Raw genomic sequence first — 14,674 nt, 5'->3', positions numbered from 1 at the left:
ACACCGCGTTGCACCCTTCGCAACAGGCCACCCGCAATCGGGATCTGTGGCTCGAACGTCGAGAGAGACACGCGAGGGCCCCGTTCTTGCCTCGGCGACGCTGCGCCGCAGCCCTAGAGAATGATTTTCATCCGCGTCAGCGCATGGCATACTGCAAGGCCTCTTCCTCTTCTTCAGCACGCCTGCGTGATGTGATGCCTGACCTCGACGAACTGCTAGCCTTCAACCGTGTCATGGAGACCGGAAGCCTGACCCAGAGTGCGATTCAGCTGGGCCTGGCCAAGTCGACCCTGAGCCGGCGGATCAGTCAGCTGGAGGCACGTCTAGGCCAGCCATTGCTCAAGCGACAGGCCAATCAGCTGTTGCCCACAGAAGCAGGACAGCGCTACTACGTCATCAGTCGCGAGATACTGAAGCTGGCCGATCAGGGACAGCGCACCCTCGACAGCCTGCGCGAAGACGTCAGTGGCGAGCTCCATGTCGAGGCACACCGCACCCTTACCCGTAGCTGGCTGGGTGGTGTGATGGAGACCTTTCTCGAGAAACATCCCGCCGTGCGTCTGACCCTGAGCACGGGGGAAGTGGCTGCCAGGGACCCCGACTTCCAGGGTGTATGCGTCTGGCTTGGCCAGGTAGAGGACGGCAACCTGCGCCAGGAGCGCCTTGGCGCTCTGGAGCGTGGCATCTATGCCCATCCCGACTACCTCGCCCACCACGGCGAGCCTGAATCCCCGGACGCCCTGGCCCACCACGCCTGGATTGACCTGATGGGGGAAAGCCAGAACGGCATCACCCTGACTCACCGCCAGGGCGGTCAGGTGCATTTTCAGCCTCCGGCCTCTCGTTTTCGGGTCGATCAGTCCATGCTGCATGTAGATGCCATTGCGCGCGGCCGGGGCATTGGCGTGTTGCCGGTGTGGATGGTTGAAGCCCGGGAGCGTCACCACCCTGGGGAACTGGTGCGCTGCCTTGATCACTGGTCGCTGACACCCCTGCCGGTGACACTGCTATATGGCTTCGGTCATCAGCCGCGCAAGGTCACTGCCCTGCTGGATCACCTGCGTGATGCGGTGCCTACCGACTGGGTCGGCCAGCGCCAGGAGCCACTTGCGCGGCGTCAAGCCGCTGGCTGATCCAAGGCCTCTGCCGTTGCGAGCTTGCTCCCCATAGGCCACCTCCCGCAGGTCAGCTCCTCCTCCACATCAACAGCCTGTACCTCACTACCAACGTCAGGCGCAAAGACGCGACATGGGACGGCAGGGCTGCCGTCAACGTCCGTTGTTTGCTAACCTTTCTCTGGCTTACTCGCTCTGGCTTACTCGATTCACGTAACGCATCCGGCACTTGGTTTGCCCAGGAGACATTCCATGGCGCTCAAGGAAGTCGCCCTGGGCGGCATCTACTTCAGTCCCCTGCTGGTCTACGCGATCCTCGGCCTGCTCATGGCCGCGACACTGCGCTGGCTGCTGCATAGCTGGCTGGGCAGCTCCCGCTACTGGCACGAGGCGTGGCTGGATACCTCATTGTTCGTCATCTGCACCGCTGCCTTCGCCTGGCTCGGTGCCCTTACCCCTGGAGCCACCTGAATGCGCAAGTCGCTACGTGCGCTGATCACCTTGATCGTGGTCGCCGTCGCCATCGCCTGCGGACTATGGCTCTGGCATTACTACCTTTATACGCCCTGGACACGGGACGCCCGTATCGGCGCCGAGATCATCACCATTGCCCCCGATGTCTCCGGCCGTGTCACCGAGCTGGCCGTGGACGACAACGTTCGCGTGGACGCCGGACAGACCCTCTTTCGTATCGACCAGGCGCGCTATCAAGCGGCCTTCGACAAGGCCTCTGCCATCGTCGCCCAGCGCGAGGCGGAACTGGCGCTGCGTGAGCATGAAGCATCTCGTCGTGCGCAACTGAGCCGCCAGGCCATCAGTGCCGAAAACCAGGAGAGCGCCAATCGCAACCGGGATGTGGCCGCCGCCACCCTGGACCAGGCCCGCAGCGACCTGGCAAGCGCGCGTCTCGATCTGGAGCGCACCGACGTCACCGCCCCGGCGGCAGGGCATGTGCTGAACCTGCAGCTTGCCCAAGGCAACTACGTCACCCGTGGAACCGCTGTCATGGCCCTGGTGGTAGAAGGGTCCTACTACGTGACCGCCTACTTCGAAGAGACCAAACGCCCAGCGTTTGCGGTCGGGGATCCCGCCACGGTGATTCTGATGAGCGGAGATATCGAGCTGGCTGGCCACGTCGAGAGCATCGGTCGCGGGATTGCCGACGACAACACGGCGCCCAACAACCAGCTGCTGCCCCAGGTCGAGCCGACCTTCAGCTGGGTACGCCTGGCACAACGCATTCCCGTGCGTATTGCCCTGGATGAGCTACCCGAAGGGCTTGAACTGAGCGCAGGCATGACCGCTACGGTACGCGTCCAGCAAGAGTCGCGCTAATGCCCTTCTCTGTGTGGTGGCACGCCTATCTGACGCCGCCGGCCAGCGCGGTCAAGTTTGCCATCAAGGCGACGCTGGCCATGTTGCTGGCTCTATATATCGCGCTCTGGTGCGACCTCGACCGCCCCTACTGGGCACTGATCTCCGCCGCCTTTCTGCAGATTCGCCCCATGAGCGGCATGGTCCTTGAAAAAGGTATCAGTCAGCTCAGCGGCACCCTCATCGGCTGTGTCGTCGGCATCGCCATCATGGCTGCCTTTGTTCAGGCCCCCACACCAGCCCTGGTGTGTCTGACGCTGTGGATTTCCGTGTGTGCCTACGCCGCCTCGTTGACCCGCAACAACGCGTCCTACGGCTGCATCATGGCGGCAGTCACCGCCATGTTGATCGTGATCATCACCGCCAGTGCCCCCGGGGGGCTGTTCGCGATTGCCGTTGCACGCCTGTCGGAACTGGCCCTGGGCGCCATTTGCGCCACCCTGGTCAGTGCCCTGTTGTGGCCGATCCAGGTACGCGACCATCTGGCCGACCTGGCTGACCAGGTGGTCAATCATGCTTTTCTCCATGGTGCCCTGCGCCTCAACAACAGCGATGACATCGGCGCCTTGCAGTCCACCCTGACCGCCACCCTGACCCCGCTGACCCAGCTTGAGACCGACAGTCAGGCGGCACGTTATGAAGGCCCGGAGGGCAGTGGTCGTATTCGCGCCAGCCATGTGCTGACACGTCGCACCTCACGCCTGCTGGCCATCCTGCATGCCCTGCAGCAGCTGCTGCGCTACCACGGCGATCGCCTGCCCACCGAGACCCGCCAGCTGGCCCGGGACATGGCGGAAGGCCTGCGTCTTAGCGCCGAGGGGCAAGGGGTGAGCCAGGCCCGTGAGCGCCTGCTGCAACTTCGCCACCGCGCCCTCAAGTGCGTCGAGCGCGGCATCGACAAAGGCGGTCCTTGTCGCGGCGCTGTTGATGGCACGTCTCTCAACACGTCTGACAGCACGTCTGGCGTCACTTCCAGCCCCCCTTCCGGACCTGCTGGTGAGCATCTCGATCCGGCTACGATCGGGGGCCGTGACGGCGCCGAGGACCTGCTACAGCTACGTCTCAACATGGGCATGCGCGAAGCCCTGGGCCATGCGCTGGTCATCCTCGATGCGCGTGAGGCCATTCATACCCCTGGCAAACGCCGACTGAAGGCACCCGCCCTGGCGTGGCACAGGGACCACCTGGCAGCAGCCCTGAATGGCCTGCGGGCAGGACTGGTGTTCGCCCTGCTGGCGACCTTCTGGCGCTACACCGCCTGGGACAATGGCCAGGTCGCGATGCTGGTCGGCACCCTGTTCTCAGCGTTCTTCGCCACTCGCGACAACCCTGCCATGGTCGCCGCGACCTTCCTCAAGGGCATGCTGGCGGCCATACCGAGTGCCTTCCTGTTCGGACACGTGCTGCTGGCCCAGGCCAACGACATCGTGACCCTGGCGCTGGTCTTCATGCCTCCGCTGTTCGTCGGGCTGCTCGGTGCCGCCAATCCGCGGCTGATGGGGTACTGCCTGGCCTTCACCATCGGCAACATCCTGTTGACGATGCCCGGCAATGGCATGGATCTCACCTTCGATGGCTTTCTCAACCGCGCCATTGCACTGGTGATCGGCCTCTCCACCGTGGTCACGGCGTTTCGCCTGTTGCCGGGCCTCCCCGTGGCGGTGCGCAAGCGCCGCCTGGTGAAAGCAACGGTCAGCGACCTGCATCGCCTGTGGCAAAGACCGCCTCACCAGGCAGAAACGCGCTTTGGTGGTACCATGGCCGACCGCCTGCTGAGTCTCGCCCGGCATGATGATGCGCTCCCGGAACAGCGGCGCTATCTGCTATCGCTGGGGCTGGTCGGCCTGGACCTGGGCTACGCCAGCCTGCACCTGAGGCGCCGCCTCGGCGAACAGGCAACCCCGATACGACAGGCGCTCGACCGCTTTGCCGCAGCCTTGGCAGACGACTACGGCGCCAGTGCCCGGGGCGAGCCACCCGAACATATGCGTGCTACCGGCGAGCAGCTGCTCGAGGCACTGGAACAGCACGGCAATGATCCCGTGGAACAACGCCTGACCGCGGGCTTGATCGAAAGACTGACCATGTCGCTTGAACGCCAGGCCGAGCGCTCGCGCCTGGCGCGTGAGCGCTGACCTCCCCAACCTCCAGGAGATTGCGCTTCCATGTTTGCCGAACTCTTTGCGGTAATGGCCCCGGTCATCACCGGAGCAGGCCTCGGGTTCTTCTGGATTCGACGCGGCTTCGACTACCCGGTGGCCTTCGTGACCAAGCTGGTGTTCAACATCGGCACCCCGTCGCTGGTCATCGCCTCTCTGGCCGGCGCCGACATCGATGCGTCGAGCTTTGGCCGAACGATGCTGGCGGCCGCGCTGGTGCTGTGCGCCATGGCCGCCCTGACCTTCCTGCTGGCCGTCATCCTGCGTCGGGACTGGCGCGTGCTGCTGGCGCCCACCATGTACCCAAATACCGGCAACATGGGGTTGCCGGTCGTGCTCTACGCCTTTGGCCAGGCAGGCTTTGCCTTCGGCATCACCGTGATGGTCACGGTCTCGCTGTTCCAATTCACCCTGGGCACGATGCTGGCCAGCCGTGGCAATCCCTTCAAGTCATTGATCAAGACCCCAACCGTCTACGCCATCCTGATCTCGATGGCCTTGCTGTTCACGGACACCCAGCTGCCGCTGTGGCTGCAGAACAGCGTTGACCTTATCTCTGGCTTCACCGTGCCATTGATGCTGATCACCCTGGGGGTATCCCTGGCCAGTATTCAGGTCAGAAGCCTGCGTTCAGGGGTCTGGTTCAGCCTGCTGCGGATTCCGATGGCGGCCGGGGTGGCCTGGGGTGTGGGTACCTGGCTATCGCTGCCCCCCACCGCCCTTGCCATTCTGGTCGTGCAGATGAGCATGCCGGTAGCAGTGTTCAACTACCTGTTTGCCCAGAAGTCCCAACGCGAACCCGCCTACGTGGCCAGCCTGGTGTTCTGCTCCACCCTGCTATCCTTGATCTATCTGCCGGCACTGCTGGCATTGCTGTTGTAGCGTCTGTCGAGGCAGCGGTGCTGTCGGAGCCAGGCATCTTGATCAACGGGAGACTGCATGATCCGCCGCCTTATCCTGACTCTGTCATTGACCGCAACGGCCCCATCCGTCTGGGCGGAACCGCCGCCGACCGAAGTGCCCGGGCTCTACCATCCGGTGGCACTGGAAGTGATCACGGACGCGCTGGATACCCCCTGGTCGCTGACGTTCCTGCCGGATGGACGCCTGCTGGTCGGCGAGCAGCACGGCTCGCTCGCCCTGATCGACGACGGCCAGGTCGACACGTTGACCGGGCTTCCCGAGGTGTCGACCCAGGGACAAGGCGGACTCTTCGACCTGGCCCTGCACCCGGACTATGGCGACGGCGTCCACGACTGGCTCTACTTTGCCTGGGCGCGTCCCGCCCTGAGTGGCGACTCCCAGGATCAAGACGCCGAGGGCGATGCCACCGCTGTGTCTCGCGTGTGGTGGGACGGTGAAAGGCTCGGCCGCGTCGAGCCGGTATTCGTGCAGAACCGATTTTCTCGACCTGGACGTCACTACGGGGGCAGGCTGCTGTTCGATCACCAGGGTCTGCTATGGCTGAGCATCGGCGACCGTGGCGATGGCGAGCGGGCACAAGATGCGCGAGACCATGCCGGCAGCCTGTTGCGCATGACGGCGGAGGGCGCACCAGCCACTGACAACCCTGCTATCGAGGGCGCGGCAGCGGAACTCTACTCTCTCGGTCATCGCAACCCCCAGGGGCTGGCCCTGGCCGCCGATGGTCGCCTGTGGGCCACCGAACATGGTCCTCGTGGCGGTGATGAGCTCAACCTCATCCAGCCTGGCGAGAACTATGGCTGGCCGGACGTCACCCGTGGCCGCGACTACGCCACCAACCTGCCACTGGGCGTGGACAGCGCACCGGGCAAGCGCGACCCGCTGCACGTGTTCGAAGGGCGCTTCGCGCCTTCGGGCCTGGCCGTGGTGAGCGGCAATGAGTTTGCGGACTGGCAAGGTGACCTGCTGGCCGGAGGCCTTCGCAGCGAACGCCTGGTGAGACTGCGTTTCGACGCCGATCAGTTGATCGAAAGAGAGGTCATTCTCGACGGCGAAGTGGGACGAATACGCGACGTCAGGGTGGGTCCCGAAGGGGCCGTCTACCTGTTGACCGACGCCAACCCGGGGCGCCTGATCCGACTCTCACGGGCTCGCTGAGGCCCCCTGCCACAAGGCCCACAGCCCGTCGCGAAAAGCCACAAAACTTCCTCGCTCCCATGCCTAAACGGCATGGGTGGCGATGGCTCTCATGCACAACCCCTTGCCCTGCGCGAGATTGCTTTCAAGCACTCCTCGCCCCCATGCTTAATTTGAATGATCTTTCAAAGACCTTTAGGGTATTGCACTTTTCTGCGCCTCAACGGTGAAAGATGGCATGCTTTCACCCAGCGTGGCTGCGGCAGGGAAAGCCGCAGCCCCGAGGCCTAGCTTCCAGCATTGGACGACGAACGCCGACGCCAACGACCGCATGACGTCGACCTTCATCGTTCGAGCGCCTGGGAGCCAACACGTCACCTGAAAAGGCATCCCGTACCCATGAGCGATAACCGATCCGTCAAGATCAAGGTTCGCGGGCTGAGCAAGGTCTTCGGCGACCAGCCAAAGAAGGCGCTCAAGCTTCGCGACGAGGGACTCAAGCGTCCCGACATCCTCGAGAAAACCGGCCAGACGCTGGGCCTGTCGAACATCGACTTCGACGTCCATGAAGGTGAGCTGCTGGTCATCATGGGCCTGTCCGGGTCCGGCAAGTCCACCTTGATTCGCTGTCTGAACCGGCTGATCGAGCCGACCGAAGGCGAGATCGTCATCGATGGCGAAGATATTCCCCAGCTGTCCGACAAGGCGCTGCTGGAATGCCGTCGCAGGCACTTTTCAATGGTGTTTCAGAACTTTGCTCTGTTTCCCCATCGCACGGTGCAGCAAAACGCCGAATTCGGCCTCGAGATTCGCGGCATCGACGCGGATACCCGAGCCAAGACGGCCCGCGACGCCCTCTCCCAGGTTGGCCTCAAGGGCTGGGAGGATGCCTATCCCAATCAGCTGTCCGGGGGTATGCAGCAGCGGGTGGGCCTGGCCAGGGCACTGGCCAACGACGCCAGCGTGCTGCTGATGGACGAGGCCTTCTCGGCGCTGGATCCGTTGATTCGCAAGGACATGCAGCAGGAGTTGCTGGAGCTTCAGCACCGCATGAAGAAGACCACCGTGTTCATCACCCATGACCTGGATGAGGCGCTGAACATCGGTGATCGCATCGTGCTGCTCAAGGACGGTGAAGTGGTGCAGATCGGCACGCCCGAGGAAATCCTGACCAAGCCCGCCGACGACTACGTGGAACGCTTTATTGAAGGCGTCGACATGTCGCGGGTATTGACGGCATCCAGCGCCATGCGTCCGGTGCGTGCCACCGCGCGAGAAGATGACGGTCCGCGTACGGCGCTGCGCAAGATGAAAGAAAATGCCATGGACTCGATCTACGTCACCAGCCGAGACCGCAAGCTGATGGGGCTGGTCGAGGCAGACGCTGCCAATACGGCCATTCAAGCCGGTCAGGATCGTCTCGATGGTGTACTCACGCAGGACTTCCGCACGGTGGGCCCCGACGAGCCGTTGCATAATCTCTTCGCCCTGTTCAACGAGAAGAGCTTCCCGATCGCCGTGATCGACGACGAACGACGCCTGCTGGGCGTCGTCGTCAAGGGCGCGGTACTGGATGAACTGGCACAGGCAGGAGATCAATAATGGCGATCGAGATTCCTCGCATTCCCCTCGGAGACTGGATCGAGACTGGGCTGAACTGGCTGACTACAGAGTATTCTGGTGTCACCCGCGGCATCTCGCGATTCACCCAGACCGGTATTGATGGTCTCAACGATGCACTGATGTGGCTTCCCGACTGGGCTCTGCTGGTGATCATCGCCGGCCTGTGCTGGAAACTGGCCAGCCCGCGACTTGCCATCGGTGCGGTGATTGGCCTGGGACTCATCTGGGACCTGGGCCTCTGGGATCCGATGATCGAGACCCTGACGCTGGTGGTGATCGCCACCCTGGTCGCCGTGATCATCGCACTACCCGTGGGCATCGCCGCAGCGCTATCGGACAGGCTGTACCGAGCGATCATGCCGATTCTGGACTTCATGCAGACGATGCCGGCCTTCGTCTACCTGATTCCGGCTATCCCCTTCTTCGGCATCGGCTCGGTGTCCGCGATCTTTGCCACTGTCATCTTCTCGATGCCCCCGGCGATCCGTTTCACCACTCTGGGTATCCGCCAGGTGCCGGTGGAGCTGATCGAAGCCGCGGACGCCTATGGCGCCACCCGAGGCCAGAAGCTGTTCAAGGTTCAGCTGCCGCTGTCCCTGCCGACCGTGATGGCCGGCATCAACCAGACCATCATGCTGGCCCTGTCCATGGTCGTCATTGCGGCCATGATCGGCGCCGACGGTCTGGGTAGCGAAGTCTGGCGCGCGATCCAGCGCCTGCGCCCGGGTGACGGCTTCGAGGCTGGCATCGCCGTGGTCATTCTGGCGATGTTGCTCGACCGTCTGACCCAGTCACTGCGCAAGGAACGCAAGCAGTAAGGGCTGGCAGCGACGGATGGGGCACGGCCGTTGACGCCCGCGCGCCCCATCCATTTGCAAGATGCCACCGCCTGCTTCAGGCTTTAACAGCTTGGAAACACGGCTGATGGAACCTGTTTCACTCATCGCAAGGAGAGTCACAGCATGTCACTGAAGGCAACCCGTACCCTCGGCCTGGCGCTAGCCGTCAGCGCCGTCGCCACTGGCGTGAACGCTCAGGACAAGGGCTCCGTGCACCTGGCCTACGTGGAGTGGTCCTCCACTGTCGCCTCTACCAACGTGGTTCGTGCCGTACTGGAACAGGCCGGCTACGAGGTCGAAACGTCCGCCCTGTCCGCCGCCGCCATGTGGCAGTCCGTCGCCAGCGGCGACGCTGATGCACTGCTGGCCGGCTGGCTGCCGACCACCCATGAGGACTACTACGCTCGCCTCAAGGACCAACTGGTCGATGCTGGGGTCAACCTCGACGGCACCAAGCTCGGCCTGGTGGTCCCGGCGGACGCGGATATCAGCTCCATTGACGAGCTGAACGACCACGCTGACGAATTCAATGGCGAGATCATTGGTATCGATCCCGGCGCGGGCCTGATGCGCCTGACCGAGGAAGTGGTCGATGCCTATGATCTCGATCTGGACCTGCGCACTGGCAGCGGCGCCACGATGACGGCGGCACTGGGCAGTGCCATCGACCGCGGCGAGCCCATCGTGGTGACCTCCTGGACACCGCACTGGATGTTCGCTCGCTGGGATCTCAAGTATCTCGACGACCCGCAGGGCGTCTACGGCGGTGCCGAGCAGATTCACACCATCGTTCGCCAGGGGCTCGAGGACGACATGCCGGAGGCCTACTCGATTCTCGAAAACTTCGAGTGGACCCCGGAAATGATGGGCGAAGTCATGCTGATGAATCAGGAAGACGACGCCGACCCCTATGAAAATGCCAAGCAGTGGGTCGAGAACCATCCGGACGTCGTCAAGGAGTGGCTGGGCGAAGCCTGAGCCCACTTTACCGTGTTGCGTCACTCCGACGCGGCCGTTTTCAGGGGTGCCCCAGGGCGCCCCTGCTGTCGTTGATGTCCTCCACGCTGTCGTCGCGGGAACGCTCTACAGCCGCGGAATGTGACATGCTTGTGGCAGCATTGGCAGCGCGTCCTCGGCCCCTGCCGTTGAAGATGCCGCTGGCAAGCGCCTTCAGACAGGCCACACTTCAGGCAGGCACGGCCAACAGACTGGCACAACAAACGAGCAACGAGTGACAGCAGCATGGCTTGACGGCAGCAACACTTTGCACCTCATCTTCAAACGCAAGGGAGATCGCACGTGGAAACAGACCCTAACCACAAGCCCTCGAGCGCCGATACCGGCAGCGAGGGGGTACCGGCCCCGGACGGGCCCGCCAATCTGATCGATACCGATTACGTCATCGGTCAGGACAATATCGTCACCAAATCCTTCGGCGTGGACGTCGACCTGCACGGCAAGGTCTTCTCCGTCTCATCGCTGCTGATTCTGGTGTTCGTTATCCTGACCCTGGCCTTCCAGACCAGCGCCGAGCCGTTCTTCAACGGCATCCGCGGTTGGCTGACCAGCAACCTGTCGTGGGTCTTCCTGCTGGGCGGCAACGTCTTCGTGCTGCTGTCGCTGGGGCTGATCTTCACCCCTCTGGGCAAGGTCCGTATCGGTGGTGCTCACGCGACACCTGACTACAGTTACATGGGCTGGTTCGCCATGCTGTTCGCCGCCGGCATGGGCATCGGCCTGATGTTCTACGGCGTGTCCGAGCCGATGTCGCACTTCTCGACGGCGCTGGGTGGCACGACCGTCGGTGACAACGGTATTCGCACTGACTGGGCGCCTCTTGGCGGCGCCGCTGGCGATGAACAGGCCGCCGTCAACCTGGGCATGGCCGCTACCATCTTCCACTGGGGGCTCCACCCCTGGGCAGCCTACGCCATTGTCGGCCTGTCCCTGGCCATCTTTTCGTTCAACAAGGGCCTGCCGCTGACCATGCGCTCCGTGTTCTACCCGATTCTGGGTGAACGCGTGTGGGGCTGGCCTGGACACCTGATCGACATCCTGGCGGTGTTCGCCACCTTGTTCGGTCTGGCGACCTCGCTGGGTCTCGGTGCCTCCCAGGCAGCCGCCGGCCTCAACGAGCTGTTTGGCACACCGAACACCGACACCACCATGGTGCTGCTGATTGTCGCGATCACTGGCGTGGCGCTCTGCTCCATCATGCTGGGCGTCGACAAGGGCGTACAGCGTCTGTCCCAGGTCAACATGGTGCTGGCGTTCCTGCTGCTGGCCTTCGTGATCATCGTTGGCCCGACCCTGGCGATTGCCACCGGCTTCTTCTCCAACCTGGGGCACTACCTGGCTGAACTGCCAGCACTGTCCAACCCCTTCGGCCGTGAAGACGCCAACTTCGTGCAGGGCTGGACTGCCTTCTACTGGGCCTGGTGGATCTCCTGGTCACCGTTCGTCGGCATGTTCATCGCCCGTGTCAGCCGTGGCCGCACCGTGCGCGAGTTCCTGACGGCCGTGCTGCTGGTACCGACCCTGGTCTCGGTGCTGTGGATGACGTCGTTCGGCGGCACCGCCATCGAGCAGTACATCACCGATGGCTTCCAGGGTGTGCAGGATGCCGCACTGGAGCTGAAGCTGTTCGCCATGTTGGGCGAGCTGCCGCTGGCGTCGATCACGTCGTTCATCGGCATCGTGCTGGTCATCGTGTTCTTCGTGACCTCGTCCGACTCCGGCTCTCTGGTCATTGACTCGATCACCGCAGGTGGCAAGGTCGATGCCCCCAAGCCGCAGCGCGTGTTCTGGGCACTGATCGAAGGCGCCATTGCCATTGCCCTGCTGCTGGGTGGTGGCCTGACAGCGCTGCAGGCGGCAGCCGTGTCGACCGGTCTGCCGTTCACGCTGGTGCTGCTGGTGGCCAGTTACGCCATCATCAAGGGCCTGATGAGCGAGCCCAAGGCCGTCTGATTCGGCCTGACAGCTTCGCATCATCTACCGTCGGCGGCCTTGTGGCCGCCGATGGTCGTTATGGCCGCCTGAAAAGCAGCACCCTCCTGCCGGATAAGCCTCTGCTAAGGTTTGTCGTCTAGGGTGACGGGCATCCGTTGATGGAGCCCTGTCATGTCCAAGCTGACGTTGCTTAAGCGATCCCTGTCTAAGCACTCCCTGTCCAAGCTACCCCTGCCCCATTTGACACCATTGACCACGGTGATGCTGGCGGCAGCGTTGCTGATCATCGTGCGCGTGGCGTCTACCCCGTTGATGCCCATCGACGAGACCCGCTATCTGGGTGTTGCCTGGGAAATGTGGCAGCGCCACCTTTGGCTGGTACCCCAGCTCAATGGCGAGCCCTATGCCCACAAGCCGCCCCTGCTGTTCTGGGTCATTCATCTGGCCTGGGCGATCTTCGGCACCGACGACCCGGTCGGGCGCCTTGCGGTGCCCTTGGTAGGTCTGCTGAGCTATCCCCTGCTGGCGGCCATTGTTCGCGTCGGATTCCCGCAAAGCGTCGCACAGGCGCGCTGGGCTCCCGGGCTACTGCTGGGCATGACGCTCTGGTCGGTCTTTTTGCCGCTATCGATGTTCGACATTCTGCTGACTACCTGCCTGCTGCTGGCAGTGCTCGGCCTGGTCGGCCTAGCGCGATACGGGGGGACAGGTTGGGTAGTGATGAGCGGCGTGGGGCTGGGACTCGGATTGCTGGCCAAGGGGCCGGTGATACTGCTGTATTGGCTGCCGCTGGCGCTGGGAATGGGCTGGTGGTCGCCGCGCTCACTTGGCGCCAGCGCGATGGCACTCTGTGGCGCTGGGACAATCGGCCTGGCCATGGGCCTGGCCTGGGCCTTGCCCGCGGCACAGGCCGGTGGAGCCGACTATGCCCATGACATCCTGTGGGGCCAGTTTGCCGGCAGGGTCAGTCATTCCTTTGCCCACGCCCGCCCCTGGTACTGGTACCTGCCGCTAATCCCGCTGGCGCTGTTTCCCTGGTCGATGACATCGTTGTGGTGGCGTCCCCGACTGACGTCCCGACTGGCCCGCCTGGCTCTGCTCGGCGTGCTGCCAGCGGTCCTTGTACTGAGCCTGATCAGCGGCAAGCAGGCGCACTACCTGATCCCGACACTGCCCTTCGCTGCGCTGTGGATCAGCCTGGGCTTGCCTAACAAGGGTCAGCCACTGCTGGCAAGCCACGGCAGATGGCTACGACAGATGCCATGGCTGGCAGTCCCGCTGCTGCTGGTCATGCCGGAGCTTTTGCAGACACTGGGAGGCGTTGCGCCTGTTCACAATGGCTATCGCGCGCTAGCGCTGGTTCCCCTGCTGCTGGCCATGATCGCTGCTCCTCAACGCTCTTCGCGCCTGGCCCTGCTGGTGTGGCCGGTCACCCTGACCTGCCTGCTGGTCAGCACCAGTCCACTGCTGACGCAGCGATATGATCTTTCGCCGCTGGCCCTGCGGCTCCATCAGCTCGAGACCAGCGATGCCCCCCTTGCCTATGCCGGGCGCTACGCGGACCAGTTCCAGTATCTTGGCCGGCTGGAACGGCCATTGATCGAACTGGCCGATGACGAGGTGGATCGCTGGTGGGCAGCCCATCCAGACGGTCTCGTCGTCACCAGTGATGACCAACTGCCGCTACCCGAGAATGCCACCGCCGTCCTCTATCAACCCTATCGAGGAAAAACCTATCGCCTGCTGAAGCTGGCACCGGACGAACGCTCAGCCAGCGAGACTGAGGCTAACCCTCCGCTGCTATCTGGCAGGAGGAGCAAGGCTCAGCTCCAGAGCATTCCGATGGGCGTTTCCGGAGCGTAGTTGCCGGCGACCTGGGCCTGCAGCAGCTCGGCCGTGGCGATGGCATCGGTCAAGGCATGATGTCCGTGGTAGTGAGGCAGGCCATAGCGCACCCGGCTGTCATGCAGGCGGATGGAGGCCGGCGGCCGCCCCATCCAGCGTCGAAAGCGCGCCATCAGTGATTGCCGATGGATTCTCGCCTCCAGGGACATGGTGTCGATGACCGGAAAACTCAGAGTCTCCTGCCACTTAGCCTGCACGGCAGCCTGCAGAAAGGCCCTTTCGATGTGGCGATAGTGCACCACCAGCAGGTGCCCGGCCATCGCCTCGAAGACCTCCTCGAGCACCTCTTCGATGCGCGGTGCTCCCTGGATATCGGCGTGGGTGATGTGATGGAAGGTGACCGATTCGGCCTTGAGCGTGCGGTGCGGCCTGACCACCCAGTAGCGTCGCTCCGACAGACGAATCCGTGACAGTGAGAACGGTACCAGGCCAATCGACACGATCTCGTCTCGCTTGGGGTCCAGCCCAGTGGTTTCCAGATCCAGGGCCATCAGCGGGGCCTCCTGCACGGGCAGGATCGGGGACAGATCCGCACCAGCAAAGAAGTCCACCAGGGCACGCTGACGACTCTGCTGGCGCCGGGCCACCAGGTAGTCGTGCCAGTCAGGGGCCGAGCGTGTCTTGGGTCGAAGGAGTGGCATGGCCG

The 14,674-nt window shown here is 63.4% G+C and carries 12 protein-coding genes; 11 read left to right on the top strand and 1 reads right to left on the bottom strand.

Features of this window, described 5'->3' with window-relative positions; genetic code table 11:
* The first annotated feature begins 143 nt into the window (after positions 1-143).
* From KUV41_RS07390 to KUV41_RS07340, 11 genes are all read left to right on the top strand, one after another.
* Positions 144-1,133, top strand: a complete 990-nt coding sequence (locus KUV41_RS07390; protein WP_261395944.1) for a LysR family transcriptional regulator — start codon at positions 144-146, stop codon at positions 1,131-1,133.
* Positions 1,134-1,367: 234 nt separating this feature from the next.
* A complete protein-coding gene (locus tag KUV41_RS07385) occupies positions 1,368-1,586 on the top strand; it encodes a DUF1656 domain-containing protein (RefSeq protein ID WP_222237230.1) in 219 nt (72 codons plus the stop codon).
* Positions 1,587-2,450, top strand: a complete 864-nt coding sequence (locus tag KUV41_RS07380) for an efflux RND transporter periplasmic adaptor subunit (RefSeq protein WP_206939672.1) — start codon at positions 1,587-1,589, stop codon at positions 2,448-2,450.
* Positions 2,450-4,624: an FUSC family protein gene (locus tag KUV41_RS07375; protein ID WP_222485304.1), complete on the top strand. Its 2,175-nt coding sequence runs from the start codon at positions 2,450-2,452 to the stop codon at positions 4,622-4,624. The genes KUV41_RS07380 and KUV41_RS07375 overlap by 1 nt, the downstream gene beginning before the upstream one ends.
* Before the next feature lie 30 nt (positions 4,625-4,654).
* Positions 4,655-5,530: an AEC family transporter gene (locus tag KUV41_RS07370; protein WP_206939676.1), complete on the top strand. Its 876-nt coding sequence runs from the start codon at positions 4,655-4,657 to the stop codon at positions 5,528-5,530.
* Positions 5,531-5,587: 57 nt separating this feature from the next.
* On the top strand, positions 5,588-6,730 hold the full coding sequence (locus KUV41_RS07365) for a PQQ-dependent sugar dehydrogenase (RefSeq protein ID WP_222485302.1): 1,143 nt from the start codon (positions 5,588-5,590) through the stop codon (positions 6,728-6,730).
* Between the two features lie 378 nt (positions 6,731-7,108).
* Positions 7,109-8,311, top strand: a complete 1,203-nt coding sequence (locus tag KUV41_RS07360; RefSeq protein ID WP_206939680.1) for a glycine betaine/L-proline ABC transporter ATP-binding protein — start codon at positions 7,109-7,111, stop codon at positions 8,309-8,311.
* Positions 8,312-8,316: 5 nt separating this feature from the next.
* Positions 8,317-9,150 carry a proline/glycine betaine ABC transporter permease gene (locus KUV41_RS07355; RefSeq protein ID WP_308126719.1) on the top strand — a complete coding sequence of 278 codons (834 nt, stop codon included), beginning with the start codon at positions 8,317-8,319 and terminating at the stop codon, positions 9,148-9,150.
* 144 nt (positions 9,151-9,294) lie between these two features.
* Positions 9,295-10,149 carry a glycine betaine ABC transporter substrate-binding protein gene (locus KUV41_RS07350; protein WP_206939683.1) on the top strand — a complete coding sequence of 285 codons (855 nt, stop codon included), beginning with the start codon at positions 9,295-9,297 and terminating at the stop codon, positions 10,147-10,149.
* A 321-nt stretch (positions 10,150-10,470) separates the two neighbouring features.
* On the top strand, positions 10,471-12,141 hold the full coding sequence (locus tag KUV41_RS07345; RefSeq protein WP_206939685.1) for a BCCT family transporter: 1,671 nt from the start codon (positions 10,471-10,473) through the stop codon (positions 12,139-12,141).
* A 153-nt stretch (positions 12,142-12,294) separates the two neighbouring features.
* Positions 12,295-13,986 carry an ArnT family glycosyltransferase gene (locus KUV41_RS07340; protein WP_222483536.1) on the top strand — a complete coding sequence of 564 codons (1,692 nt, stop codon included), beginning with the start codon at positions 12,295-12,297 and terminating at the stop codon, positions 13,984-13,986.
* Here KUV41_RS07340 and KUV41_RS07335 read toward each other — a convergent pair.
* Positions 13,947-14,669 carry a 3'-5' exonuclease gene (locus KUV41_RS07335; RefSeq protein ID WP_206939689.1) on the bottom strand — a complete coding sequence of 241 codons (723 nt, stop codon included), beginning with the start codon at positions 14,667-14,669 and terminating at the stop codon, positions 13,947-13,949. The two genes, KUV41_RS07340 and KUV41_RS07335, sit on opposite strands and share 40 nt — an antisense overlap.
* Positions 14,670-14,674: the final 5 nt, after the last annotated feature.

Origin of the sequence: Halomonas sp. DP8Y7-1 (genome assembly GCF_019801685.1) — a bacterium.
Classification (GTDB): Bacteria; Pseudomonadota; Gammaproteobacteria; order Pseudomonadales; family Halomonadaceae; genus Halomonas; species Halomonas litopenaei_A.
The sequence above is the reverse complement of the archived record's forward strand: the minus strand, read 5'-3'. Positions and strand labels throughout refer to the sequence as shown.